The 24,564-nt window shown below is 30.5% G+C and carries 23 protein-coding genes; 10 read left to right on the top strand and 13 right to left on the bottom strand.

Features of this window, described 5'->3' with window-relative positions; all coding sequences use genetic code 11:
* Positions 1 to 269: 269 nt before the first annotated feature.
* The 8 genes from HXZ69_RS00895 to HXZ69_RS00860 form a co-directional block, all read right to left on the bottom strand.
* Positions 270 to 767: a DinB family protein gene (locus HXZ69_RS00895; protein WP_125348619.1), complete on the bottom strand. Its 498-nt coding sequence runs from the start codon at positions 765 to 767 to the stop codon at positions 270 to 272.
* An 88-nt stretch (positions 768 to 855) separates the two neighbouring features.
* Complete coding sequence (locus HXZ69_RS00890) at positions 856 to 1,299, bottom strand: hypothetical protein (protein WP_125348621.1); 444 nt, start codon at positions 1,297 to 1,299, stop codon at positions 856 to 858.
* Positions 1,277 to 3,085 (bottom strand): excinuclease ABC subunit UvrC, encoded by a 1,809-nt coding sequence (gene uvrC, locus HXZ69_RS00885; RefSeq protein ID WP_280036900.1) that lies wholly within the window; start codon positions 3,083 to 3,085, stop codon positions 1,277 to 1,279. Before uvrC ends, HXZ69_RS00890 begins: the two co-directional genes overlap by 23 nt.
* Positions 3,085 to 6,195 (bottom strand): UvrD-helicase domain-containing protein, encoded by a 3,111-nt coding sequence (locus tag HXZ69_RS00880; RefSeq protein WP_221854195.1) that lies wholly within the window; start codon positions 6,193 to 6,195, stop codon positions 3,085 to 3,087. The genes uvrC and HXZ69_RS00880 overlap by 1 nt, the downstream gene beginning before the upstream one ends.
* Before the next feature lie 181 nt (positions 6,196 to 6,376).
* Positions 6,377 to 8,020: a M56 family metallopeptidase gene (locus HXZ69_RS00875; RefSeq protein WP_286494723.1), complete on the bottom strand. Its 1,644-nt coding sequence runs from the start codon at positions 8,018 to 8,020 to the stop codon at positions 6,377 to 6,379.
* Positions 8,021 to 8,104: 84 nt separating this feature from the next.
* Positions 8,105 to 8,482, bottom strand: coding sequence for a BlaI/MecI/CopY family transcriptional regulator (locus tag HXZ69_RS00870; RefSeq protein WP_038331851.1), 378 nt, complete (start codon positions 8,480 to 8,482; stop codon positions 8,105 to 8,107).
* A 123-nt stretch (positions 8,483 to 8,605) separates the two neighbouring features.
* The gene (locus HXZ69_RS00865) at positions 8,606 to 9,223 is read right to left on the bottom strand and encodes a porin family protein (RefSeq protein WP_286494722.1); all 618 of its coding nucleotides are present in this window, start codon (positions 9,221 to 9,223) and stop codon (positions 8,606 to 8,608) included.
* Positions 9,224 to 9,370: 147 nt separating this feature from the next.
* Positions 9,371 to 10,627 carry a 3-deoxy-D-manno-octulosonic acid transferase gene (locus HXZ69_RS00860; protein WP_125348629.1) on the bottom strand — a complete coding sequence of 419 codons (1,257 nt, stop codon included), beginning with the start codon at positions 10,625 to 10,627 and terminating at the stop codon, positions 9,371 to 9,373.
* Positions 10,628 to 10,727: 100 nt separating this feature from the next.
* Between HXZ69_RS00860 and HXZ69_RS00855 the strand changes: the two genes are divergently transcribed.
* From HXZ69_RS00855 to HXZ69_RS00845, 3 genes are all read left to right on the top strand, one after another.
* Positions 10,728 to 11,843, top strand: coding sequence for a DegT/DnrJ/EryC1/StrS family aminotransferase (locus HXZ69_RS00855; protein ID WP_286494721.1), 1,116 nt, complete (start codon positions 10,728 to 10,730; stop codon positions 11,841 to 11,843).
* Between the two features lie 96 nt (positions 11,844 to 11,939).
* Positions 11,940 to 12,953, top strand: a complete 1,014-nt coding sequence (galE, locus tag HXZ69_RS00850) for a UDP-glucose 4-epimerase GalE (protein ID WP_286494720.1) — start codon at positions 11,940 to 11,942, stop codon at positions 12,951 to 12,953.
* A gap of 3 nt (positions 12,954 to 12,956) precedes the next feature.
* Positions 12,957 to 13,361 carry an NUDIX hydrolase gene (locus HXZ69_RS00845; RefSeq protein WP_221854189.1) on the top strand — a complete coding sequence of 135 codons (405 nt, stop codon included), beginning with the start codon at positions 12,957 to 12,959 and terminating at the stop codon, positions 13,359 to 13,361.
* A 54-nt stretch (positions 13,362 to 13,415) separates the two neighbouring features.
* On the opposite strand, the gene HXZ69_RS00840 is transcribed toward HXZ69_RS00845, so the two are convergent.
* Positions 13,416 to 13,871, bottom strand: coding sequence for a copper resistance protein NlpE (locus HXZ69_RS00840; protein WP_219033668.1), 456 nt, complete (start codon positions 13,869 to 13,871; stop codon positions 13,416 to 13,418).
* A gap of 85 nt (positions 13,872 to 13,956) precedes the next feature.
* On the opposite strand from HXZ69_RS00840, the gene HXZ69_RS00835 reads away from it, so the two are divergent.
* Positions 13,957 to 14,463, top strand: coding sequence for a methylated-DNA--[protein]-cysteine S-methyltransferase (locus HXZ69_RS00835; protein WP_286494719.1), 507 nt, complete (start codon positions 13,957 to 13,959; stop codon positions 14,461 to 14,463).
* 46 nt (positions 14,464 to 14,509) lie between these two features.
* Here HXZ69_RS00835 and HXZ69_RS00830 read toward each other — a convergent pair whose 3' ends face one another.
* A complete protein-coding gene (locus tag HXZ69_RS00830; RefSeq protein ID WP_286494718.1) occupies positions 14,510 to 15,001 on the bottom strand; it encodes a copper resistance protein NlpE in 492 nt (163 codons plus the stop codon).
* A gap of 135 nt (positions 15,002 to 15,136) precedes the next feature.
* Between HXZ69_RS00830 and lipA the strand changes: the two genes are divergently transcribed.
* From lipA to HXZ69_RS00800, 6 genes are all read left to right on the top strand, one after another.
* Positions 15,137 to 16,006 carry a lipoyl synthase gene (gene lipA, locus HXZ69_RS00825; protein ID WP_280036882.1) on the top strand — a complete coding sequence of 290 codons (870 nt, stop codon included), beginning with the start codon at positions 15,137 to 15,139 and terminating at the stop codon, positions 16,004 to 16,006.
* An 80-nt stretch (positions 16,007 to 16,086) separates the two neighbouring features.
* On the top strand, positions 16,087 to 16,875 hold the full coding sequence (locus HXZ69_RS00820) for a GLPGLI family protein (protein WP_125348637.1): 789 nt from the start codon (positions 16,087 to 16,089) through the stop codon (positions 16,873 to 16,875).
* Between the two features lie 2 nt (positions 16,876 to 16,877).
* A complete protein-coding gene (locus HXZ69_RS00815; RefSeq protein WP_286494717.1) occupies positions 16,878 to 17,636 on the top strand; it encodes a GLPGLI family protein in 759 nt (252 codons plus the stop codon).
* 1 nt (position 17,637) lies between these two features.
* Complete coding sequence (locus HXZ69_RS00810) at positions 17,638 to 18,396, top strand: GLPGLI family protein (protein WP_038331875.1); 759 nt, start codon at positions 17,638 to 17,640, stop codon at positions 18,394 to 18,396.
* Between the two features lie 55 nt (positions 18,397 to 18,451).
* On the top strand, positions 18,452 to 19,711 hold the full coding sequence (locus HXZ69_RS00805) for a CinA family nicotinamide mononucleotide deamidase-related protein (RefSeq protein WP_286494716.1): 1,260 nt from the start codon (positions 18,452 to 18,454) through the stop codon (positions 19,709 to 19,711).
* Positions 19,712 to 19,883: 172 nt separating this feature from the next.
* On the top strand, positions 19,884 to 21,044 hold the full coding sequence (locus HXZ69_RS00800) for a dicarboxylate/amino acid:cation symporter (protein WP_286494715.1): 1,161 nt from the start codon (positions 19,884 to 19,886) through the stop codon (positions 21,042 to 21,044).
* Between the two features lie 63 nt (positions 21,045 to 21,107).
* On the opposite strand, the gene HXZ69_RS00795 is transcribed toward HXZ69_RS00800, so the two are convergent.
* From HXZ69_RS00795 to HXZ69_RS00785, 3 genes are all read right to left on the bottom strand, one after another.
* Entirely contained in the window at positions 21,108 to 22,343 is a 1,236-nt protein-coding gene (locus HXZ69_RS00795) for a DEAD/DEAH box helicase (protein ID WP_286494714.1), read from the bottom strand.
* Between the two features lie 76 nt (positions 22,344 to 22,419).
* Positions 22,420 to 23,511 carry an RluA family pseudouridine synthase gene (locus HXZ69_RS00790; RefSeq protein WP_115001543.1) on the bottom strand — a complete coding sequence of 364 codons (1,092 nt, stop codon included), beginning with the start codon at positions 23,509 to 23,511 and terminating at the stop codon, positions 22,420 to 22,422.
* Positions 23,512 to 23,522: 11 nt separating this feature from the next.
* Positions 23,523 to 24,491 carry a PASTA domain-containing protein gene (locus HXZ69_RS00785; protein ID WP_286494713.1) on the bottom strand — a complete coding sequence of 323 codons (969 nt, stop codon included), beginning with the start codon at positions 24,489 to 24,491 and terminating at the stop codon, positions 23,523 to 23,525.
* Positions 24,492 to 24,564 lie beyond the last annotated feature (73 nt).

The following is a 24,564-nucleotide window of genomic DNA, read 5'->3' as shown; positions in this document are numbered from 1 at the left end:
AGCTTTCGAGGATTTCGAAAGCTTTTTTTATGAATTCATATTAATTGATACATTTATTGATGTCTTTTTTTAGATAAAATTAATAAAATAGATTATTAACTACGAATATTATAAAATTGTTAATATTTCTTAAAAAAAACATAACTTAGATTTGCTTAAATATGATATATGATATATGTTATATTTTTGAGATAATAATATTACTGATCAGTAATACAATTAACACTAATTATGATTTTAAGACCTCTATTAGAGGTCTTTTTTATTTTTTAAAACTTTTGAGAATCAGCACTTGGTCCATAACTCGAAGGTAAATCTATTCCAAGTAAGCGATAAAAAACTCCCAATTGAGCGCGGTGATGTGTAATTTGATTTAAAGCATGACGAATTGCTTCATATTTTGTAAAATCTGCAAAAACAGTTTCTCCTTCTGTAACTTGCCATCTTTTTGATAAATGATCTTCGTTCACATTCTCTAACGCCGCTTTTCCTAATTCATAATCATCATCCAATTTTTGTTGTAAATCTTCAATAGAGGTAAATTTTGTCGGTTTGTAATCCCCTGCTGCAAAATCTAATTTATCAGTTGTTAAGATCAAAGCTGGCCAAGCAAATATTTCAACCACATGATTTGTTAAAGTTGTAATATCCATACTTTTTTCATGAGGTTTGTATGTCGTTTTATCCTCAGGAAATCTTGCAATAAATTCTTTGGTAATTTGATACTCGTTTTGCAATTCTTTTGCTAATAATTCTACTATTTTCATGTTGTTTTGATTTGTAGTTAAAAGGTACAAATTTTTGAAATAATTCATAAAAAAACTGCTTTACAATTTAGTAAAACAGTTTATATTTTTAGATATCGTCTGTGTATAAATCAATAATTGGACGAGGCTTTTTTCGCTTGATTTGAGTTAGCCAATAGACAAAAATTCCTATTCCATTTCCAAAAATAATAATCGTAATCCAGACCAAACGATCATCACTTTTTATCAAATTTGGATTCTTTAAAGCATGCACAATAAAGTAAACAAAAGAAATCACACCAGTGAAAAAACTCATCAATACCAAAAAGATAAAAATGATAAGATTTCCTAATAAGGCACTCAATAGTGATTTAGAACTTCCTAAATGTCCTAGCTGCGCATCGAGCGTGCTAAACATCGAATAAAAAATTCCAAAATAACTTAACAAGCCAAGTATAAATAAAGTGATAGGAACAATTGCCAAAGTAGCTTGTAACTTTGGATTGTTCAAAAGAGACGTTAAATCTCTGTCAATTAGTAGATTTTTCATCATTCGAAAAATAATCTTTTATTTTTTTTGCTTTAGATTTTCCTATACAATCGGTTAATTCTAACAAAGATGCATTTTTTATTCGTTCGACCGATTTAAATTTTGTTAATAATTCTTTAATTGTTTGCGGACCGACACCTTCTATTTCTTCCAAAACCGAATTATAAGCGTTTTTACTTCGACGATTTCGGTGACGCGTAATTCCAAATCGATGCGATTCATCTCGCACATGTTGAAGCACTTTTAAGGTTTCAGAATTTTTGTCCAAATATAACGGATAAGGATCGTCTGGATAATAAATTTCTTCCAAACGTTTCGCAATTCCAATCACGGAAACTTTTCCACGTAACCCTAAACGATCAATCGATTTTAGAGCAGAACTTAATTGTCCTTTTCCACCATCAATCAAAATTAATTGAGGCAAAGATTCTCCTTCAGCCAAAACTCTTGAATATCGTCTTTCAATCACTTCTTCCATAGTTGCAAAATCATTTGGCCCTTCTACAGTTTTAACATTGAAAATACGATAATCTTTTTTGCTTGGTTTTCCATTTTTGAACACCACACAAGCCGAAACAGGATTCGTTCCTTGAATGTTAGAGTTATCAAAACCTTCTATATGTCGAGGTTCTGCAGGTAAACGTAAATCAACTTTCATCTGATTCATGATACGATTTGTATGACGATCAGGATCGACGATTTTAGTTTGTTTAAGCTGTTCTAAACGATAAATTCGAGTATTTTTTAATGATAAATCGACAATATGTTTTTTATCGCCAATTTTTGGAACTGTAATTTTTCTGAACGGAATTTCTAAACTCAATTCAAACGGAACATAAATTTCTTTCGAAGTTAAATTAAATCGATCTGAAAAATCAATAATTGCGCGCTCCAATAAATCTTCGTCCGTTTCATCCAATTTCTTTTTCCATTCCTCTGTATGCGACTGTATAATAGCACCGTGATAAATTTTCATGAAATTGACATACGCATATTCTTCGTCTGACGTAATCGAAAAAACATCAACATTGGTAATCGTTGGCGAAACAATTGTAGATCGAGATTGATAATTCTGCAACGCTTCAATTTTTTCTTTAATCATTTGCGCTTTTTCAAACTTCAAATCCGATGCATATTTCGTCATTTGATTGACCAAATATTGTTTTGCTTCGTTAAATTCTCCTTTGATAATATTACGAATTGCCGAAATTTGTTCGTTGTATTCTTCTTCGGTTTGATAAGCTTCACAAGGACCAAGACAATTGCCAATATGATATTCTAAACAAACTTTGAATTTATGATTTTCAATATTTTTCTCGCTCAAATCGTACGAACATGTTCTTAGTTGATACAATTCTTTGATCAAACCTAACAAAACTTTCATCGCTTTTCCGTTAGAATATGGTCCAAAATATTCCGAACCATCTTTGATTACATTGCGAGTCGAAAAAATTCGCGGAAATCGTTCATTTTTGATACAAATCCAAGGATAGGTTTTGTCATCTCTTAACAGGATATTATATCGCGGTTGATGTTCTTTAATCAAATTATTTTCCAACAACAACGCGTCATATTCAGAATTTACGTTGATGGTTTCGATGTTATCAATATTACTCACCAAAACACGCAAACGTTTTGAATCGTGTTGTTTATTGAAATACGAATTCACGCGACGCTTCAAGTTTTTCGCTTTGCCAATGTATAACAAATCTCCTTTTTTGTTATAATACTGATAAACACCAGGCGTTTCGGGTAAACTCGCTAATTTTAATTTTACATTTTCATTCATCAAAATACCTCTACAACATTTATTTTTTGCTGTTCATCATCAATATAAATCAAGATTTTGGTCTGAATATTATAACCTAAATTTCTAAAAAAATCTGTATATCTATTCACTTGAAAATGATGATCTAAATCGGGTTGACCAGTTTTATAATCGATAATTGAACAATTATTTTCAGAATCAATTACCACACGATCGGCTCTGAAAATTTGTCCATTTTCATCAATAAAATCGCGTTCATTTAAAACGGTTAAACCTTCAGCAAAATATGGAACTAATTTAGCATCTTGTAATAAATTTTGCAAGGTTTTTTGCAGATGTTCTACATTTTCGACTGAAATTGTACCACGTTGTTTTTCACTTTCGATGATTTTTGGTAAATCATTTTGTGTAACAATTTGCGATAAAATGTTATGAACTGTATTTCCAAATTCGGTGAATTTTAACTTTTCTTGCGCCTTTTCCGAATTCGTATTAATCACTAAACGCGTATTCCAATCCGAAGAATAAATTTTTAACTCAGCCGAAGAGTTTTCTATGATTTTAGGAGTTGAAATTCGTTCTGGAGAACCTTTCAAAATAACTTCATCCTCAGAAAAACCTTTACTGAATACAAATTCGTGTAAATAATTTGCAATATTTTTAGATTTCGAAGATTCTTTCGGTTTTAGCGCAATCATATACAATTGCTCTTTTGCACGCGTTGTTGCAACATAAAGCGTATTAATTTCATCCAATTGAACCAAATTCTCTTCTTCGTCAATCTTCGATTTTATCGCTTCATTTTTGATTGATTTTAATTCATTATTAATTCCAACATAAAATGTTTCGAAGGGATTTTCTTCATCTTTTTGTAATGGAATCCAAATTTTAGAATTCTTACTTTGCCAATCCAAAAATGGTAAAATTACAACTGGAAATTCCAATCCTTTTGATTTATGAATCGTCATAATCTGGATTGCATCGACACCTTTTGGTGTTTTGATACTCGCTTTATCTTTGATCGTTGACCAAAACTCAAGAAATGAATTAAGATCAGATTCGTTTTTTGATGAATATTCTAAAATAACATCCAAAAAGCTCAAAATATAAGCTGGTGAACGCTCTTGTAAATGTAAAGTTCGAATCGCTTTTTCGGTGAAATCGTATAATGAAAGGTTTTGATCTTGAATAAAATCTAAATCAATTCCAACTGATTTGGTTAATTTTAAAAACTTAGGCAAATCACCTTTTAATGCTTTTTCAACTGTGATTGTTAAATCATTCGTTTTGAATAATTCTAATTCATAAGCCACCATCAAAAAACGAATTTTCGATTGCTCGTCTTGAGGATTTGATGTGATTTTGAACAAATATTCAATCAATTGAATTTCGAAAGAATTTTTTAACAACAAAGCTTCATTTGAAATTACAACCAAGTTATTTTCGGTCAAATATTTCGCTAACAAAATCCCTTGCGCATTACTACGAACCAAAATTGCAATATCATTTAAAGAAAAACCATTTGCTCGACAATCTTCTATCGTTTTTAAAACCAATTCTAAATTTTGTTCTTTAAATAAATCTTTCGAACGACCTTCTTGCTCAATGAAGTTTATTTTGACAAACCCATCTTTTTGATGATTGGTCAATTGTTTATTTCCGATTTCGTACAAATATTGAAAACTCGGCAAATTGAGTTGTGGTGCGATAAACGAATACAATTCATTGTTAAATTGGATAATATTCTCGTGGCTTCGCCAGTTTTTTTCTAACTCTTCAACTTTTATATTTTCTTCCTCTTTTCGATCAATTAAATCAATCATTTGCGCAGGATTTCCACCTCGCCAACGATAAATAGACTGTTTTGCATCGCCAACCAGCATAATTGTGTCAGATTGCGCGCGTGCATTTTCCACCAACGGATTCAGATTATTCCATTGTAACGTTGATGTATCTTGAAATTCATCAATAAAATAATGATTGTAACGGGAACCGATTCTCTCATAAATAAAATTGGCAGGTTGTTGTTGCAGATTTTTACTGATAATGGTATTGAATTCATTAATCAACAAAACATTTGAATCTTTTTTGATCGAATCCAATGATTTTTCAACCTCATTAATCAGTGAGATCGAAGATATATTTTTCTGAATCGAAGTTAATAAAAGTAAGTGATCGTTGATATTTGCAGCTTTTTCGAACAAATCTTTTATTTGAGGAAAAATAGATTCAGCAGTTGCATCTTTCACTTTCGAAAGGTAACCACCTTCCAAAATATCTTTTGTGTTGGCATCTGTTGGCAAAATCAAACCAAAACCATCAAAGTTTTTTAATTTTTGAAAAAAAGCTGCAATTCCACGACTTTTTCCTGGTAATTCATTTGCCGAAATTCCATTGTTTGCAAGTAATTCGAAAAACTCATTTCCAATTGTAATCAAACCATCTTTCAAAGTTTTTATATCATCAAAAATAACTTTTCGGTAACGAATAAATTCGTCTAACGAAATGTTTTTTAATTTTTCTAAATCTTGCAAATGTCGATCATTAGAAATATCTGAAGTGTCTGAAGAAAGCGTTTTTCGAATATCCCACGATTTATTTTCGTCCATATTATCCAACGCAATTTTGATCATTGTTTGCGTTAATTTTTCGTCTTCTCCAATTTTTGAATACAACAAATCAACCGATTCATTAATGATTTCATTTGTATTCATTTCGACATCAAAATTCATCGATAATCCCAAATCTTGTGCAAAAGATTTCATTAATCGAAGATTAAATTTATCAATCGTAGAAATCGAAAATTTGGAATAATTATGTAGAATCGCAATCAGAATATTATATGCTTTTGTATTAATGATTTCAGGTTTCAAATTCAATTCCGAAGCTAATTCCAGAATATATTGATTTTCTTTTGGATTAGGATTTTTGGCGATTTCTTCTAACGTTTCGATGATACGTTCTTTCATTTCACCAGCAGCTTTATTGGTAAATGTGATGGCTAAAATATGTTCGAAATGATAATCGCTTTCATTGGTTAATAACAACGAAAGAAATTCTTTCACCAACGTATAAGTTTTACCTGCACCAGCGGATGCATTGTAAATTTTGAAATCGCCTGCTTGTAACAAATTCTGAATTTTTAGGAAAGTTAAACAATCTTCTCAAAAATAAGAAATCAGAATGCCAAAACATGACGTACTAAAAAAGGAAACCCGAACGAGTTTCCTTTTTTTTGAATATGTTATATATACTATGAAATTTTGATTATTTCTTAATTTCTTTTTTTAGCTGTTTTTGCCTTTTCTCAATCTATTTTAGCATTTTCTTAGTGTTTTTTTCTTGTAATTCAAGTTCTTTCTTTTTTTCTTCAAGATGTTTACTCATTTCTTTAGGATCTTCAGAATAGAATGTTTTTACAGTAAATGAACCTAATTTTTGTATTTCGGGATTTTTAGTATCAGTTTTTATAGCTGTAATATCATAACCTCTTGCTTGTGCTTCTTTTAATTGTTTTTCTATTTCCGCTTTATCAACTCCTTTATTTTTTGAAAAACTTAGACTATAACCATTATCAATTTCTTTTGATTTTAATTGATTTTCTAAATAAACCTTATCAATTTCAGAACTAATAATTTTATGCTCAACACCATTTTTATCTGTATAAATAGAATAACCATTTTTCAACGTAATATTATTTTTTAATGTTGGCATTTTAGCTGTTTTTACTTTTTTATCAATATTCGGAATGTCTTTTTCTGAATTAAAAATTTTGATGATACTTGAATCTTTTTTGATAATTTCTATCAAACCTTCATTACTTTTTACAAAAACTTTTTCTATTTCTTTGGGATCAATTTTTTGCAAAACTTTTCCATCCGTTCCGTATAAAATCGTCGGAACCAACTCTTTTTTCAAGACAATATCTTTTATTTTGATAGAATCATTCAGAATGATATCTCCTGCGTCATTCAAGATAATTTTGTTTTGCGGATTACTTTTCAGAATCGTTTTTAGCTCATCTTTGGTAATCACTTTTTCTATTGGTGTAGCCGTTTTGACTTGATCTGTTTTGAGAAGCGAATCTCTTAAAGTAGTTGCTTGTCCAAGAAGAATTTCGGCCTGCGATTGAACAGGTTTTTCCAAAACTTGTTCTACTTTTTGAGCTTTTTTCTCAACTTCTTGTGCGAAAGATTTTTGAGAAAATAATACAAATGCACTCAATATAAAAGGTAATGATGCAAACGAAAGAATCTTTACTTTTCGTTTCGATGTATTTTTTGTCATCATAAGTAGGCGTTTTTTAGTTAGAATAAAATTGAAATTACTCGCCATCATAGATGGATTTTGCGTTGCAATACAATCTAAAATTTGATGTTGATAAGTTTTTAAATCTGAGTTTCTTTTCAAAACATATTCATCTGCCAAAAACTCGTGATTTAGTTTGATTGATTTTTTATAGAAATAAATAAACGGATTGAACCAAAAAAGAATCTGAAAAATTTCGATCAACAAAATATCCAAACTATGTTTCTGAATGCAATGCGCTTTTTCGTGATCAATTAAATTTTGATGTAAACTTTTTAGTTGCTTTTTCGGAATAAAAATATATTTCCAAAAACTATATGGTTGATTCGAATCTAAATCGAGAATGTATGTAATTTCTTGATCTTCGATCTTTTCTTCTGTCTTAATTTTGAACATCAATTCGTACAAATTGTAGATAAATCTTACAAGAAATATTACGCCAACCAAAATGTAAATAACATTCAAAATATCACCAAAATTGATTCCTTTTTCTTGTTGCAACAATTTAGGATTTTGCATTAGAAAAGCCAATAATTCGGGCGAAATATTCGTTTCTGTCGCTGTGATAGGCAAATCAATTTTGTACAAAGGCGCGATTAACGAAAATATCAACGAAAACAACAGATAAAAACGATTGATTTTATACATGCTTTCGCGTTCCAAAAAAAGTTTATAAAACGAATATAAAAATCCGGAACAAAGAATAAATTTTATAAAAAAAGCAACCATAGGTTATTTCTTTTTGCGATCTATTTCGTTGTCAATTATATCACGTAATTTTTCTAATTCTTCGACCGACATATTGTTCGATTTTGCAAAAAATGAAGCAAATTGTGTTGCCGAATTATTAAAGAAGTTCGAAATCATTCCTTTTACTTCTTTCGAAAAATAATCATCTTTTTTCACCAAAGCATAGTATCGACGCGAGTTTCCCATTTGTTCGTAATCAATATAGCCTTTGTCATGCATCCTTTTTAATAAGGTTGAAATTGTAGTATTTGCAGGTTTTGGATCGTCATACGAATCGATAATATCTTTCGCAAAAACTTGTTTTCCGCTCCAGATAACTTCCATTACTTCCTCTTCTCTTCTTGATAATTTAACTTTCATATCTACAACTGTATTTTTATTACTACAAATATAGAATTTAATTTAACAAGGCAAAATTGTTTTACAAGTAATCACAAAAAAAAGGAGCTAAAAGCTCCTTTGTATATTTTGATTTGAAATAAATTACATTTCAGCTAATTTATACGCTATACCAACACTAAAGTATGTGTTAGTAATTTTGTAATTGTCATTTATTGTTTGTGGATAATAATCATTAATATTTGATAATCCTTTTGTAAAACGAGCATTGATTTCTAATTCATCTGTAATTTTATATGCTGCACCAAAATTTAATCCGAAATCAAATGTTTTGAAATTATCTACATATTTTTCTTTTTCATTAATTTTTCCTTCTTCAGTTTTCTTTTTAGCAGAAACTAAGAAACCTAATTGTGGACCAAATTCAACATTTAATCCATCCATAATTTCATAACGTCCCATCAATGGAATATTAATATTATGTGTAATTAATTTAGCTTTTGAGTTATCATTTGTTTTCAATCCAGCTCCTTGTTTAGAATATAATAACTCTGGTTGAAAACTAATTTGATCCGTTATCTTATAGTTGGCATAACCTCCCACATAAAAATCAGTTCTGAATTTAGTTTGATTTTGATATATTTGTCTTGAATCACCAGATAAAGTCGGGAAGTTAAGACCTCCTTTTACTCCTAAATCAATTTGCGCATTTGCTGCACTTAATCCACCGAAAAGTGCTATTCCTAAAATAAGTTTCTTCATTTTTTTATTACTTAAATCTGAGTTATAATAATTAATTCAAAAGTAAAGTTTTATTCATACAGAAGATTGATTTACACTTTAAAAAAATCAATAATGCTTTTTTGATTCACAATTTCTGTGCCTTTTTTGTTAAAAATTGATAAAATTTTAAGATTTACAAATATCATCTAAATATTCTAAAATAATTTTAGTTGCATTTGGTGAATTTTGAACAAAATCTCTAGCTTTTTTTCCACTTTCTTTTCGGAAATTTTCATCGTTCATCAAACGATTCATAATTGTATCAAATTCATGTCGATTAGCAATAGAAAATCCTCCGCCAACTTCTATCAAATCCACAGCTTCCTGAAATTTCTTGTATTTAGGACCAAAAACGACAGGATTTCCAAATGTTACAGCTTCTAACGTGTTATGAATTCCTGCACCAAAACCTCCGCCAATATAGGTAATATCTGCATAAGAATAGACTTTTGATAAAATACCAATTGTATTTAGAATAAATATTTTCGAATCGATTAACTCTTGCTTGGATGTTTTTTCTAAATCAGAAAATTTAACTGCTTTTTGGTTGATTTTATTCTGAAAAGAATTGATTTCAGCATCATTCAAATTATGTGGTGCAAAAACAATTTTCCAATCATTATTTAATTTTTGGTTGATTAAATTCACAAATAATTCTTCATCTTTTGGCCAAGAACTTCCAACAACAATTAATTTCGAATTTTGTTTAAAATCATTCATAAAATCCAATTCATTATCTTGATGAATGATCTGTTTGACACGATCAAATCGCGTATCGCCTGCAATTGTATTTTGTGTGATATTGATTGAATCCAGTAAATCTTTTGATTTTTGATTTTGAACAAAGAAATGATTTATCAAACTTAATTTTTTCGCAAACCAATTATTTCCGTCTTTTTTGAAAAAATTTTGACTCTCTCTAAAGATTGACGAAACCACTATTGTAGGAATGTTTTGCTGATGTAATTCGATAATCAAATTAAACCAATATTCGTATTTCACCAAAATCAAAATTTCTGGATGAAGCACTTTTATTAACTTTTCTGCATTTGATTTTGTGTCCAAAGGCAAATAAAAAATAACGTCTGCGCCTTGATAATTCTTTCTAATTTCATAACCAGAAGGAGAGAAAAATGAAACAGCAATTTTATGTGTTGGATAGTTTTCTTTCAATGCTTCGATCACTGGTCTACCTTGTTCAAATTCGCCTAAAGATGAACAATGTACCCACAAAACTTTATCGGTTTCTGAAATTTTAGAAGCTATTTTTTCTTCCCAATTTTTTCTTCCATCTACCCAAAGTTTTGCTTTTTCGTTAAAATTCGAAGCCAATTTTAGCGCCATTCCGTACGCCTTAATTGATGTGTTATAAAATCCTTGCACAATGTTGCAAAGTTAAAAATTTAGAATGAGCTTTTTTTGTACATTTGTTGTAATAATAACGACTTTTTAAAGTTGTAGATTTTGAAAGATTCATTAAGTTATGAAAAAAATACAAATGGTTGACTTACAAAGTCAATATCAAAAAATAAAAGGAGACGTTGATGCAGCAATTTTGAATGTTTTGGATTCGGCTGCTTTTATTAATGGACCAGAAGTAAAACAATTCGAAACTGAATTGCAAAATTACTTAAATGTAAAACACGTAATTCCTTGTGGAAACGGAACTGATGCGTTGCAAATTGCTTTGATGGCCTTAGGTTTAGAGCCAGGTGATGAAGTAATTACGGCAGATTTTACATTTGCTGCAACAGTAGAGGTTGTTGATTTATTGAAATTAAATTCGATTTTAGTTGACGTTGATTATGATACTTTTACAATTGATACAGAAAAATTAAAAGCGGCAATCACGCCAAAAACAAAAGCAATTATTCCAGTTCATTTATTTGGTCAATGTGCGAATATGGACGAGATTATGGCAATTGCAAAAGAACATAACTTATATGTTGTAGAAGATACTGCACAAGCTATTGGAGCGGATTACAAAGGTCGAAAAGCTGGAACAATTGGTCACATTGGTTGTACATCTTTCTTTCCTTCAAAAAACTTAGGTTGTTATGGTGATGGTGGAGCAATTTTTACAAATGATGATGATATTGCACATCGTTTACGTGGAATTGTAAATCACGGAATGTACAAACGTTACTACCACGATGAAGTTGGTGTTAACTCTCGTTTGGATTCTGTTCAAGCAGCAGTTTTACGTCGTAAATTACCTTTCTTAAATGATTATAACGCTGCTCGTAACAAAGCTGCGGCTTATTATACAGATGCTTTTAAAGATATTGATGCATTATTAACGCCTGTAAAAGGAGAAGACACAACTCACGTATTCCATCAATATACGTTACGTGTAACAAATGGTAAACGTAATGAATTACAAGCTTTCTTGACTGAAAAAGAAATTCCTGCGATGATTTATTATCCTGTTCCATTACGCAAACAAAAAGCGTATGATAACGGGCATTATAATGATGCAGATTTTCCAAATACAAACAAATTGGTAGAAGAAGTAATGTCTTTACCAATGCACACAGAGTTAGATGAGGAGCAATTGGCTTACATCACTTCTGCTGTTCGCGAATTTTTTGGAAAATAATTTATCCTAAAAATAATACGAAAAAGCTTCTGATTAGTTTCAGAAGCTTTTTTATTTTCCTAAATTTGATTTCACTATAAAAACTAAATATTAAAAATGAGTAAAATATTAGTAACTGGAGGTTTGGGTTATATTGGCTCGCACACAGTTGTAGCTTTACAAAATGCAGGTTATGAAGTTGTGATCATAGACGATTTATCGAACACAGAAATTGGTGTGTTGGATAAAATTACTTCTATTACTGGAACAAAACCAACTTATTTCGAGATTGATTTAAAAGATCAAGAAAAAGTAAACGAATTTTTCAAAACAAATAAAATAGATGGAATTATCAACTTCGCAGCGCATAAAGCAGTTGGAGAATCTGTTGAAAAACCGTTGATGTATTACCGTAATAATATTTTAGGTTTGATTAATCTTTTGGATGCGATGAAAGATTTTGATACAGATAATATTATTTTTAGTTCGTCTTGTACAGTTTACGGACAAGCGGATAAAATGCCTATTGACGAGCAAACTCCACTGAAAAAACCTGAATCTCCTTATGGAAAAACGAAACAAATGGGAGAGGAAATTTTAGAAGATTTCTCAGCAGCATTTGATAAAAATGTGATTTGTTTACGTTATTTCAATCCAGTAGGTGCGCATCCAACTGCTAAAATTGGAGAATTACCAAAAGGAATTCCAAATAATCTAATTCCTTATGTTACACAAACTGCAGCTGGAATCAGAGAAGCATTATCGGTTTGGGGAGATGATTATCCAACGCGTGATGGAACGGCAATTCGTGATTATATCGATGTAAATGATTTGGCTGATGCACACGTAAAAGCCGTAACTCGTTTGATCGAAAATAAAAATAAAGCAAAGCTAGAATTCTTTAATCTTGGAACTGGAACAGGATCTACGGTTTTAGAAGTTGTTCACGCATTTGAGGATGCCAATGATTTGAAATTGAAATACGAAATCAAAGAGCGTCGCGCAGGAGATATTATCGAAGCTTATGCAAATAACTCTTTAGCAGAAAAAGAATTGGGTTGGAAACCTGAAACAAAATTATCAGAAAGTATGCGTACTGCCTGGGAATGGCAAAAAAGTTTAGAAAAATAAAAGATGATTCAATTACCAACAGCGGGTTTATTAGTTATTAAAAATAATAAACTGCTTTTGACATTTAGCAAAAATAAAAAAGCGTGGTATTTACCAGGTGGAAAAATTGATAAAGGTGAAAATTCTGAAACAGCTTTGGTAAGAGAAATAAAAGAAGAATTGAGTTTGGATTTGGTAAGAGAAGAGCTCAATTTTTATTGTCATATTACAGCTGAAGCATATGGAGAACAGGATCTTTTGATGGAACAAGATTGTTTTTTGTACGATTTGAACGAAGAAATAAAACCAACAAATGAAATTGAAGCTTACAACTATTTTACTTTTGAAGAATATTTACAAGAAGAAATTCAAGTAATTGGTGTAATTAAAGTTTTTGAAAAATTAACAAAAGATCATTTATTGAACTAAAATAATTTCAAAAATAGAAGGCAATCCGTAATCGAGATTGCCTTTTATTTTTTATTATTTAGTCTTTTTCAAGATGTATTTATCTTTCAAATTTCCTGTAATTTCTTTTCCTTGTTGATCCAAAACTTTCAATCTATTTTCTTCAACTTTCAACACTAATGGACTTACATTAGAATTTAAATGTAAAACATTTCCAGAAGCATCCCATTTATAAAATCCTTCGTCTTGATAAACTGTTTCTTTTCCTAAATATTCTTGCTCAATAAAAAAGTTACCATCTTTTTTCAATTCAACAATATATTTTATTCCTTCGCAATCGGCACAAGGTAAAATTCCTTCATATTTTCCTACCCAATTCAAAGAGTTTTTAGAATTATGTTCTGCCATAGCTACAATAGCAGGAATAGCATTATCAATACTATTGTTTTTTTGTTCTTGTTGAACACCTTTTGATTGGCAAGAGAATATAATGAAGGATGCGAAAATACTCGCGAATATAGATTTTTTCATAAATTAATTTTATGATATTTTTAACAACAAATTTGATACCAAATTACGACTATATTTTTCTAACTTTCAACTAAAATTTTATAAAATGTTTCACTCAAAAAAAATACAAACACCTCTTGGAGAAATGCTTGCAATAAAGTCGGAAAAAGGAATTTGTATGTTAGAGTTTTTTGATGGAAAATCGACCGAAAAACAACTCAAAGAAATAGAAAACTTGGGTGAAATTTTTGAAAAGGATGATGATATTTTGAATCGTTTAGAAAATGAATTGAACGATTATTTTAAAGGAAATTTAAAAGAATTTACCATTCCACTTGATTTGATTGGAACAGATTTCCAGAAAAAAGTTTGGAACGAATTAATCAAAATTCCATTTGGAGAAACAAGATCATACAAAGAACAATCGATAGCTGTTGGAGATTTATTAGCGATACGAGCAGTTGCAAATGCGAACGCAAAAAACAAAATTGCAATCGTAGTGCCTTGTCATCGCGTAATTGGTTCAGATGGTACGTTAACTGGATATGCTGGCGGAAAGAAACGCAAAAAATTTTTGTTAGAATTAGAATCGCAACAATTAAACTTATTTTAATATGAAAGACAGCTTAATTACTGTCTTTCATATTGATTTAATAATCTTACTTTTTTAATAAAATGTATTTATCTGCTAATGGACCTTTGATATCTTCACCTTCTTGAGATAGGATAATTAGTTTATTTTCACCTACTCTATAAAAATGTCGATTTTTATCTTTTGTATCTAAATACAAAGCATTATTATCAGCAGTCCATTGGAAATGACCTTCATCTATTAATTTTTGGTTCCCTTTCATATATTCAGAAACTACTTTTATAGTTTCATCTTTATTTAAAGTTACAGTTGTTTTAATTCCAGCACAATCAGCACATGGTAAAATTCCATCATAAGTTCCTACCCAATCAATAGAAGTTTTCGCATTATGCGTATCAATAATATGTGTATCTGATGAGTTTATTGGTTCTTTTTGAATAGTTGAATCTTTATGATCAGTTGTTGCTTCTTCAGTTTTTATAAGTTCTTTATCTGTCTTTGTTTCGCAACTATAAATTACTGAGCTAAAAATAAGTGTAAGGATAATTGATTTTTTCATTTGTTATTGATTTTAACTGATTAAAATCCAAATAATATTCCAAAAAATGTTAAAAACTATATTTTTATTACATTTATTTAGGATGTAATAGCTTTCGAAAAAACTTTGTAAATTAGCCAATCAGAAAAGTAATGTATGAGTGTTGAGCTATTACCAGATGGAAGAGTAAAAAAACCTGAATGGTTGCGTGTAAAATTGCCTACGGGAAAAAAACATCGCGAATTAAGAGGTTTAGTTGATAAATATAAATTGAACACCATTTGCCAAAGTGGAAGTTGTCCTAATATGGGCGAATGTTGGGGTGAAGGAACTGCGACATTTATGATTTTGGGAAATGTGTGTACGCGTTCATGCGGTTTTTGTGGTGTAAAAACTGGTCGTCCAGAGCAAGTTGATTGGGCAGAACCAGAAAAAGTAGCGCGTTCTATCAAATTAATGCAAATAAAACATGCGGTTTTAACTTCTGTTGACCGTGATGATTTAAAAGATATGGGTTCTATTATTTGGGCAGAAACAATACACGCTGTTCGTAGAATTAGCCCAGGAACAACGATGGAAACTTTGATTCCAGATTTTCAAGGAATCGAAAAACACATCGATCGTATTGTAGAAGCTGCTCCAGAAGTACTTTCTCATAATATGGAAACGGTTCGTCGTTTAACGCGCGAAGTTCGTATTCAGGCGAAATATGATCGTTCGTTAGAAGTTTTACGTTATGCAAAAGAAGCAGGTCAACATCGTACAAAGACTGGAATTATGCTTGGTTTAGGTGAGTTTGAAGACGAAGTTTTTGAAACAATTCAGGAAGTTGCTGATGCAAATGTAGATGTCATTACAATTGGTCAATATTTACAACCAACGAAAAAACATTTGCCTTTGAAAGAATTTATCACGCCAGAACAATTCAAAAAATACGAAGATTTCGCTCGTGGATTAGGATTCCGTCATGTAGAATCTGGACCATTGGTTCGTTCTTCTTACCACGCTGAGAAACATATTTTATAAAAATAATTTAAATTTAATATTTAGAAGAGTTGCAATGATTTGTAACTTTTTTTTTTATTTTTAAAATATAAATTACAATTATGAAAAACTTCTTAACACTAATTATCATTTTTTCAAGTTTTGCGCAAGCGCAAGTTTATGAAGTGAAAGTAAGATTTAAACATCATACAAAGTATACTTCAGAATATATTGAAAAAGTTTTTTCAGATATTAAAAATGAAGAACAAAGAAAATGGAATATTGAACAGAATGAAAATCCAAAACCAATAGATTTTTTAATTTATTCTTCTAAAAATGAGCAAAATTCTGTTGAACAAGAAAAAATTAATAACGATCAAAATTATCAGGGAGAAATTAAAAAATCAGTTGTAGGACTGCCTTTAGGAGTGACATATTCAGATTTTAGATTGAATGAAAATTATAAAGAAGAAGATGTTTACGGTAAAAAATATATTGTCAAAAATCCAATAGAAGAGTTAGTTTGGGAATATTCAAACGAAACAAAAGAAATATTGGGTTATAAAGTTTATAAAGCAACTTCTGATTTTAAAAAATATAAAGTAGAAGCATGGTATACCAAAGAAATTGATTTTGATTTTATGCCGATAAATGTAAAACCAATTGAAGGATTTGTTTTAGAGATGAATTTATTTGTTGAAAGTGAAAAAGTTGGACGAATGGATAATATTATTCGTGTAGAAGCTATTCAACCAAATGTAAAAAAATATAAATTCAAAAATCCTCTTAAAGCTGATAAAGCTTCAAAATTACCTATTGTATCTCAACAAGAAATAGCAAAAATTTATGACGAAGCCAACAAGAAACGTAACGAAATGTATAATAACACTCAAGGAATTGATAAAAAATAAATATGAGAAAGCTATTAACACTAATTATCATCATTTCTAGTTTTGCGCAAGCTCAGTTTTATGAAGTAGAATATGAGACTCAGATTAAAGTAAAATACAATGAAAAAGGTTTAGATTTTTATAAAGAGATTTCTGATCCTGAAGTAAGAAAACAAAATATCTATCAGAATGAAAATCCTCCTGCTTTAGATTTTAAATTTATTTTGAATAAAGATGAAGCAAACGTAATTGAATTACCAAAAGTTCAGAATGGGCAAGGACAGATTGTTTTTATCAAGAAAAGTGCACCATATATGTATTTTGGAACAACTTATTTCAATCATGCAAAACAAGAAACGTTGATGCAACAAGATGTTTATGGAAAAAAATATATTGTTTACGATAATATAAATAATCTTGATTGGAAATTATCAAATGAAACAAAAAATATTCTCGGATATAAAGTACAAAAAGCAACAGCAAATTTTAATGACAGAATATTTGTAGCTTGGTTTGTTCCAGAAATTAAAACAGATTTGATGCTTATTAATTTCAAAAGTCCAGGCGGTTTAGTCCTTGATCTTGAAATTTCTTATGAAGATGGAATGGGGAAATATTTTGGAGTTTATAAAGCAAATTACATCAAAGAAAAACCTAAATTCAAATTTATTGTTCCGACAAAAGGAAATAGAGTTTCGAGCGATGAATTAGAGAGAATTTGGGATGACCTTGATAAAAAAAGAAATGACGCTAACAATCAAGGAATAGAAAAAAAGGACTAAAATGAAAAAAATAATCGCACTAATTATTCTGATTTCTAGTATCGCAAATGCTCAATTTTATGAAATTGAATACGAAGTTCAACCTCAAATTCATTTTACGGATAAAGCTTTAGAAAATTTGAAACAATATTATCCAGATCAAAAACAAAGAGACGAAGTTTTAGAAATGTCTAAAAATATTCCTTCGATTAATTATCAATTTTCCTATAATAAAACTCAAAGTCAATCAGTGAATATTCAAAAAATAGATAATTCTCAACAAGCACAAGGAGGTTCAATGGGAATTAGTCCAGATATAGGAGAAAAACCAATTTTTGATTACAAAGAGAAAGTTTTTTACAATGAAACAGATTTGTTTGTAAAGAAAATGATCATTTATGATTCGCTTAATTATGTAAATTTTACTGATACTGGAAAAAGTAAAACTATTCTTGGAATCGAAACCAAAGAAGCAATCGGGAAATACAAAGATGTTGATGTTATTGCTTGGTATGCGCCTTCAATTCCTTATTCGTATTCGCCAGATAAATATTATGGTACAAAAGGTTTGATTTTAGAATTGAATTATAAATACACGAAAGATGATGTAGAAGTGATGATTTCGTGGAATGCGACAAAGAAAAAAGAATTAAAAAAAGCACCAATTTTTACAATAAATAATAAGTTACAAAAGGTATCCTATTCAGAATTTATGAGAATGATTGAAGAGGATAATCAAAAACAGCGCGAATTACATAATCAAGGTGTAGATAGAAAATAAAATCATATAAATAATGAAATCAAACTTGCTTAACTTTAAGCAAGTTTTTTTATGTATGAAAATTAAAGCGACATTACTCACAATTGGTGACGAGATATTAATTGGTCAAATTGTAGATACTAATTCTGCATTTATCGCCAAACAATTGAATACGATTGGGATTGAAGTGGAAGAAATTATTTCTGTAAAAGATGAATTGCAACATATAATTGAAGGATTTCAACGTAGCATATCAAAATCAGATATTGTAATTGTAACAGGAGGTTTAGGACCGACAAAAGATGATAAAACCAAAGCAGCTTTGTGTCAATTTTTAAATTGTGAATTGGTTCAAGAACCTAAAATTTTAGAAAGTATTGTTCAATTATTTGTTGCCAGAGGTTACTCAAAAGAGTTAAATAGTTTGAATCAAGATCAAGCGTTAATTCCAGAAAAGTCTATATTTATTCAGAACAAATATGGAACAGCACCATGTCTTTGGACTACAATTAATGATAAAATTATCATCAATTTACCAGGCGTTCCTTTTGAAATGAAAGGTTTGATGCGTGACGAAATTATTCCAAAATTACAAGACCAATTTCAATCAGAAATTATTGTTCATCGTGATATTTTGGTGAGTGGAATTCCTGAAAGTGATTTAGCAATTTTGTTAGAAGATTGGGAAAATAATTTGCCCGAATTTATTCATTTGGCGTATTTACCGAATCGAACTTCTATTGATTTACGATTTTCAGCGTTTGGAACAGATAAAGAATTTTTACAAAATGAAATTCAACATCAGATTAATCAATTCAAATTAATTGCAGGAGAATTTCTAGTTTCTGAAAATTCAGGAAATGCGCAACAAGTTTTGGGTGATGTTTTAAAAGAAAAAGGATTGACAATTTCGACTGCCGAAAGTTGTACTGGAGGAAATATAGCAAGTTTGATCACATCTGTTTCGGGAAGTTCTGCTTATTATTTCGGAACTATTGTTTCATACGACACTTCGGTAAAAGTAAATTTGCTCAATGTAAATCAATCTGATATTGATGAATTTACAGTTGTTTCGGAAAAAGTTGCTGAACAAATGGCTAAAGGTGTTCGAAATCAATTAAAAACGGATATTAGTATTTCTACAACTGGTGTCGCTGGTCCAAACAAAGGCGAAGATGGAAAAGAAGTTGGAACGGTTTGGATTTCTGTTACAAATGGTCATTCAACATTGAATAAAAAATATTTTTATCCCTATTTAGATCGAGAAGAATTCATTAAAATTGTTTCCAATAATGCGCTGAATTTAGCAATTCAGTTTGTGAGAGAGGAGTGTTAAAATAATGACTCTTGGGCAAACCAGAGTGATATGAAAAGATTATAAATAGAAATCAGAGTGATAGTGTATTTTTTAATGTCATATAATTTAGTGAAAAAATTTAAATATTTCCAAAAATATATTTAGTCTATTAAATTAATAGAGTTTATATTTGTCGCAAATTTTGTGTCAAATGTTAAAAAAGATTGCGAGCAATACATTATTTCGATTGCTTTTGGGTGTGATTGCCGGTTTGGTTTTAGGAAATTATCTGAACGAAAATACAATTCAAGTTGTTTTATCCTTAAAATATTTTACAGGGCAATTAATTTTCTTTTTGGTTCCGTTAATTGTGATTGGTTTTATCGTTTCTTCAATTACGAAATTAAGCGAAGGCTCTGCTAAAATAGTAGGTTTTTCATTATTAATTGCATATTTATCTTCAATAGGAGCGGGGTTATTTTCGATGATTGCAGGTTATCAAATCATTCCAAATTTATCTATTCCAACTTCAGTGGATTCGTTGCGAGAAGTTCCAAAAATTTTATTTCAATTAGATATTCCGCCAATTTTTTCGGTGATGACAGCGTTGGTTATTTCGTTGATGCTAGGAATGGGAATTTTGATTACAAAAGCGAAGGAATTAGAAAAGATTTTTGATCAATTCAAAGATATTGTAATTCTTTTGGTAAATAAAGTTTTGATTCCGATTTTACCTTTTTTCATTGCTGCAAATTTTGCAATTTTGAGTTATGAAGGTTCTATTGAAAAACAATTACCAGTTTTCTTGAAAGTAATTTTAATCGTTATTATTGGTCATTTTATTTGGATGACATTAATGTATACAATCGCAGGATTTTATCATAAAACAAATCCATTCAAACTACTAAAACATTATCCTCCTGTCTATTTAACGGCTGTTGGAACAATGTCATCTGCTGCATCTTTGGGTATTGCTGTGAAAGCAGTTGACGATAGTAAAGTAATTAAACCAACGATTGCTAATTTTACGATTCCATTTTTCTCGAATACACATTTATGTGGTTCGGTTTTGACAGAAGTTTTCTTTGTGATGACGGTTTCGCAAGTATTGTATGGTCATATTCCTGATTTAGGAACAATGGTAACTTTTGTTTTGCTTTTAGGCGTTTTTGCAGTTGGTGCACCAGGAGTTCCAGGTGGAACAGTTGTCGCTTCGTTAGGATTAATTTCAAATGTTTTAGGATTTGATGAAGCTGGAGTAGCTCTAATCTTGACTATTTTCGCATTGCAGGATAGTTTTGGAACGGCGTGTAATATTACAACTGATGGCGCATTGAGCATGATTGTAGATAAATATGCTGATGAGAAATAATTTTAACTCAACTATGAAAAATATAAAAAAAATCACTTCATTTCGAAGTGATTTTTTTTTGCTTTATTTTCTTCTTCCTCGATGAGGATTCTTTGGTTTCGTATCTTTTTTGGGTTTAAAACCTGTATTATTTTTCTTGAAATTATTATTGTTACTATTTGCGTCAGGTAATTTATAAAACTCTTTTGGTGTTTTAATCACCGTCACATAATTACCAATCAATTTCTCAATATTTGCCAAATCACCTCTTTCGTCAGCAGCACATAAAGAAATTGCTTTTCCTTCGCGTCCCGCACGACCAGTACGTCCGATACGGTGTACATATGTTTCAGGAACATTCGGTAATTCGTAATTGATCACATAAGGTAATTGATCAATATCGATTCCACGAGCAGCAATATCAGTGGCAATTAATACTTTTAATTTTTCTTCTTTGAAATCATTTAAAGCACGTTGTCTTGCATTTTGAGATTTATCACCATGAATTGCCGCAGCAGGGATTCCTGCTTTTTCCAAGTGTCTTACCAAACGATTTGCGCCGTGTTTTGTACGTGTAAAAATCAAGGTACGATCTTCTGGATGCTCGTTTAAAATGCTAACCAAAAGTTTTACTTTCATGTCTTTGTCTACATGATAAACAAATTGCTCAACTGTTTCGGCAGTCGAAGAAACAGGTGCCACGCTGACTTCTTTTGGACGACGAAGAACTGAATGAGAAAATTTTCGAATGTTTTTTGGCATCGTTGCCGAGAAGAAAAGTGATTGTCTTTCTTTTGGAATGATTTCTAAAATCTTTTTGATTTCATGAACAAATCCCATATCCAACATACGATCGGCTTCATCTAAAACAAAAATCTCTATTTGATTAATTTTTAAATGTCCTTGTCCAATCAAATCCAACAAACGACCAGGCGTTGCAATTAAAATATCAACACCATTTTTGATGGCTCCAATTTGTGGATTTTGATTAACACCTCCAAAAATCGCTAAATGTTTTAATGGTAAATTTTTACCATATAATTTAAAACTTTCGTTGATTTGAATGGCTAATTCACGTGTTGGCGTTAAAATTAATGTTCTAATTTTTCTTCCTTTACTCGGAGAATTTGTTAAGTTTTGTAGAATAGGAATTGCGAAAGATGCTGTTTTTCCTGTTCCTGTTTGTGCACAACCAATAATATCATTTCCTTCTAAAACTAAAGGAATAGATTGCTCTTGAATTTCGGTTGGTTCTGTATATCCAGCCTCATCAATTGCTTTTAAAATTGGTTCAATTATATTTAATTCTGAAAAATTCATTGATTAAAATCGTGTAAGTTTTTATATAGAAATAGATAAGCACTTCCGTAGAAGTGCTTTATAATTAAAAATAAATCTATTCCATTTCTTTTGCGTTGCGATCAATTTTTTCCTCAGGTTCTGTTGCATGAACAGAGTTTGCCGAATAATTTCTCCAACGTTCTAAAATATCTATCATATCAGCAGGCATCGGGGATTCGAAATACATACGTTCTCCTGTTGTAGGATGATCAAATCCTAATGTGCGTGCGTGTAAAGCTTGGCGAGGACAAGCAGCGAAACAATTGTCAACAAACTGTTTGTATTTGTTGAATGTTGTTCCTTTCAAAATGCGATCTCCACCATAACGAGCATCATTGAATAATGGATGACCCAAATGTTTGAAATGCGCACGAATTTGATGTGTACGACCAGTTTCTAATTTACATTCGACCAATGTAACATAAGAAAAATTCTCCATTACTTTATAATGTGTCACAGCATGTTTACCTTGATCTCCATCAGGAAAAACTGCCATTTGCATACGATCTTTTAAGTGTCGACCAATATGTCCTGTAATTGTTCCTTCTTGTTCTGCCAAAACTCCCCAAACCAAAGCATTGTATAAACGGTCTGTTGTGTGAGCTGCAAATTGTTCTGCTAAACTTGTCATCGCAACTTCTGTCTTCGCAATAACCAAAAGTCCGCTTGTGTCTTTATCGATACGGTGTACCAAACCAGGACGTTCCATCTGATCTGACATTGATGGTAAATTATCAAAATGAAACTTTAAGGCATTTACCAAAGTTCCTGTATAATTTCCATGTCCAGGGTGTACAACCATTCCAGGTTCTTTATCAATTACGACAACTTGATCATCTTCGTAAATAATTTTGATTGGAATATCTTCTGCTATAACTTCATTCTCGCGTGGAGGAGTTTCTAACATAATCTGAATAAAATCTCCAGGCTTTACTTTGTAATTCGATTTTACAGATTCATTGTTCACTAAAATGTTTCCGTTATCGGCTGCTTGTTGAATTTTATTTCTTGTTGCGTTCTCAATTCTAATCATTAAGAACTTATCTATACGCAATAACGATTGACCTTTGTCAACCGTTATTGAAAAATGCTCGTATAATTTATTGTCGTTTTCCTCTTGTAAGAAATCTTCTAAATCTTCTGTCATTTATTCTCTTTCTATTCTATAATAATCTCTTCTGGAGCTTTAGGCGCTTCTGTAGGCTTTTGTTGCTCTGTAGGCTGATTATTTTGTTGTTGCTGTTGTTGCATATCTTTGATCTGCTGTTCAGCTTTTTGTGTTATAATATCTCTATATTGAGAACCGCTAATTGTATCTTCGCCAAAGTTTTTGTACTGAACATCCAATTCTTTTAACTGCGTTCTAATTTTATCGCGAGGTTCTGTTGATAACCAAATATCAATTGGTTGACCTTGATCGTAAGTATCCGTAGCAAATGGGAATTGATAAACAACTCTTGCGTTGATTGTATCATGAGAAGCTCCAATAAATTTGATTTGACCAATCTCGAAGAAATTATCTTTGATTGATTTTTTAGCTTCTGTCAATGTTAAATTAACCAAATTAGGCATTCTAACACCAGATAACATTCCGCGTCCTAATACCAAATCAACTGTCGCAAAACGAGGTAATTGTTCTCCTGCTTTTACAATTTTTCCGTTGTATAATATTTTAAGAACTGCATCTTTTGCTAAATCTGGTTCGTAAATTATTTTTCCAATTTTAAGACCAGAAATTTCTAATTGTGTAAAGGCTAAACGTTTTGATTTTCCAACTAAATCTGGTAATTCAACTGGACGATATGTTTTCGGATTTGACTTAATAAAGATACGACGACCTTCTTTTACACGCGATTCTGCTGCAGGATAAAAATCCATAATAGCAAAAGGTTTCGTATTTGGATCAAAACGAGAACTATCTACTTCGTATGTCAAACCAAGTTCTTCTAACTTAGCTGTAGCATCAGTAATATTCATTTTAGATAAATCCGGAACTTCAACAAATTCATTGTGATTTGTATACGAATCTAACCAAATGTTAAAAATAAAATGGTAAAGCCCAAATGATAGCGCTATTACAATAGCTACATTCAGCAAAACTTGAATGATTGATTTTACTCCTTTCATTGAAATGATAAATTGTCGCACAAATATAGTTTAAAAATAATATTTATGATTGATGTCAAAGTTCTATATTTGA

It is taken from the genome of Empedobacter sp. R132-2, assembly GCF_030324375.1.
GTDB classification, from domain to species: domain Bacteria; phylum Bacteroidota; class Bacteroidia; order Flavobacteriales; family Weeksellaceae; genus Empedobacter; species Empedobacter falsenii_B.
This window is presented reverse-complemented; position numbering and strand designations above follow the sequence as displayed.

What these genes read in the sequence shown, in the direction of transcription:
- HXZ69_RS00895 (WP_125348619.1), bottom strand. Translation starts at nt 767, where the DNA reads ATGAAAATAGTAGAATTATTAGCAAAAGAATTGCAAAACGAGTATCAA.
- HXZ69_RS00890 (WP_125348621.1), bottom strand. Translation starts at nt 1,299, where the DNA reads ATGATGAAAAATCTACTAATTGACAGAGATTTAACGTCTCTTTTGAAC.
- uvrC (WP_280036900.1), bottom strand. Translation starts at nt 3,085, where the DNA reads ATGAATGAAAATGTAAAATTAAAATTAGCGAGTTTACCCGAAACGCCT.
- HXZ69_RS00875 (WP_286494723.1), bottom strand. Translation starts at nt 8,020, where the DNA reads ATGTATAAAATCAATCGTTTTTATCTGTTGTTTTCGTTGATATTTTCG.
- HXZ69_RS00870 (WP_038331851.1), bottom strand. Translation starts at nt 8,482, where the DNA reads ATGAAAGTTAAATTATCAAGAAGAGAAGAGGAAGTAATGGAAGTTATC.
- HXZ69_RS00865 (WP_286494722.1), bottom strand. Translation starts at nt 9,223, where the DNA reads ATGAAGAAACTTATTTTAGGAATAGCACTTTTCGGTGGATTAAGTGCA.
- HXZ69_RS00855 (WP_286494721.1), top strand. Translation starts at nt 10,728, where the DNA reads ATGAAAAAAATACAAATGGTTGACTTACAAAGTCAATATCAAAAAATA.
- galE (WP_286494720.1), top strand. Translation starts at nt 11,940, where the DNA reads ATGAGTAAAATATTAGTAACTGGAGGTTTGGGTTATATTGGCTCGCAC.
- HXZ69_RS00845 (WP_221854189.1), top strand. Translation starts at nt 12,957, where the DNA reads ATGATTCAATTACCAACAGCGGGTTTATTAGTTATTAAAAATAATAAA.
- HXZ69_RS00840 (WP_219033668.1), bottom strand. Translation starts at nt 13,871, where the DNA reads ATGAAAAAATCTATATTCGCGAGTATTTTCGCATCCTTCATTATATTC.
- HXZ69_RS00835 (WP_286494719.1), top strand. Translation starts at nt 13,957, where the DNA reads ATGTTTCACTCAAAAAAAATACAAACACCTCTTGGAGAAATGCTTGCA.
- HXZ69_RS00830 (WP_286494718.1), bottom strand. Translation starts at nt 15,001, where the DNA reads ATGAAAAAATCAATTATCCTTACACTTATTTTTAGCTCAGTAATTTAT.
- lipA (WP_280036882.1), top strand. Translation starts at nt 15,137, where the DNA reads ATGAGTGTTGAGCTATTACCAGATGGAAGAGTAAAAAAACCTGAATGG.
- HXZ69_RS00820 (WP_125348637.1), top strand. Translation starts at nt 16,087, where the DNA reads ATGAAAAACTTCTTAACACTAATTATCATTTTTTCAAGTTTTGCGCAA.
- HXZ69_RS00815 (WP_286494717.1), top strand. Translation starts at nt 16,878, where the DNA reads ATGAGAAAGCTATTAACACTAATTATCATCATTTCTAGTTTTGCGCAA.
- HXZ69_RS00810 (WP_038331875.1), top strand. Translation starts at nt 17,638, where the DNA reads ATGAAAAAAATAATCGCACTAATTATTCTGATTTCTAGTATCGCAAAT.
- HXZ69_RS00805 (WP_286494716.1), top strand. Translation starts at nt 18,452, where the DNA reads ATGAAAATTAAAGCGACATTACTCACAATTGGTGACGAGATATTAATT.
- HXZ69_RS00800 (WP_286494715.1), top strand. Translation starts at nt 19,884, where the DNA reads ATGTTAAAAAAGATTGCGAGCAATACATTATTTCGATTGCTTTTGGGT.
- HXZ69_RS00795 (WP_286494714.1), bottom strand. Translation starts at nt 22,343, where the DNA reads ATGAATTTTTCAGAATTAAATATAATTGAACCAATTTTAAAAGCAATT.
- HXZ69_RS00790 (WP_115001543.1), bottom strand. Translation starts at nt 23,511, where the DNA reads ATGACAGAAGATTTAGAAGATTTCTTACAAGAGGAAAACGACAATAAA.
- HXZ69_RS00785 (WP_286494713.1), bottom strand. Translation starts at nt 24,491, where the DNA reads ATGAAAGGAGTAAAATCAATCATTCAAGTTTTGCTGAATGTAGCTATT.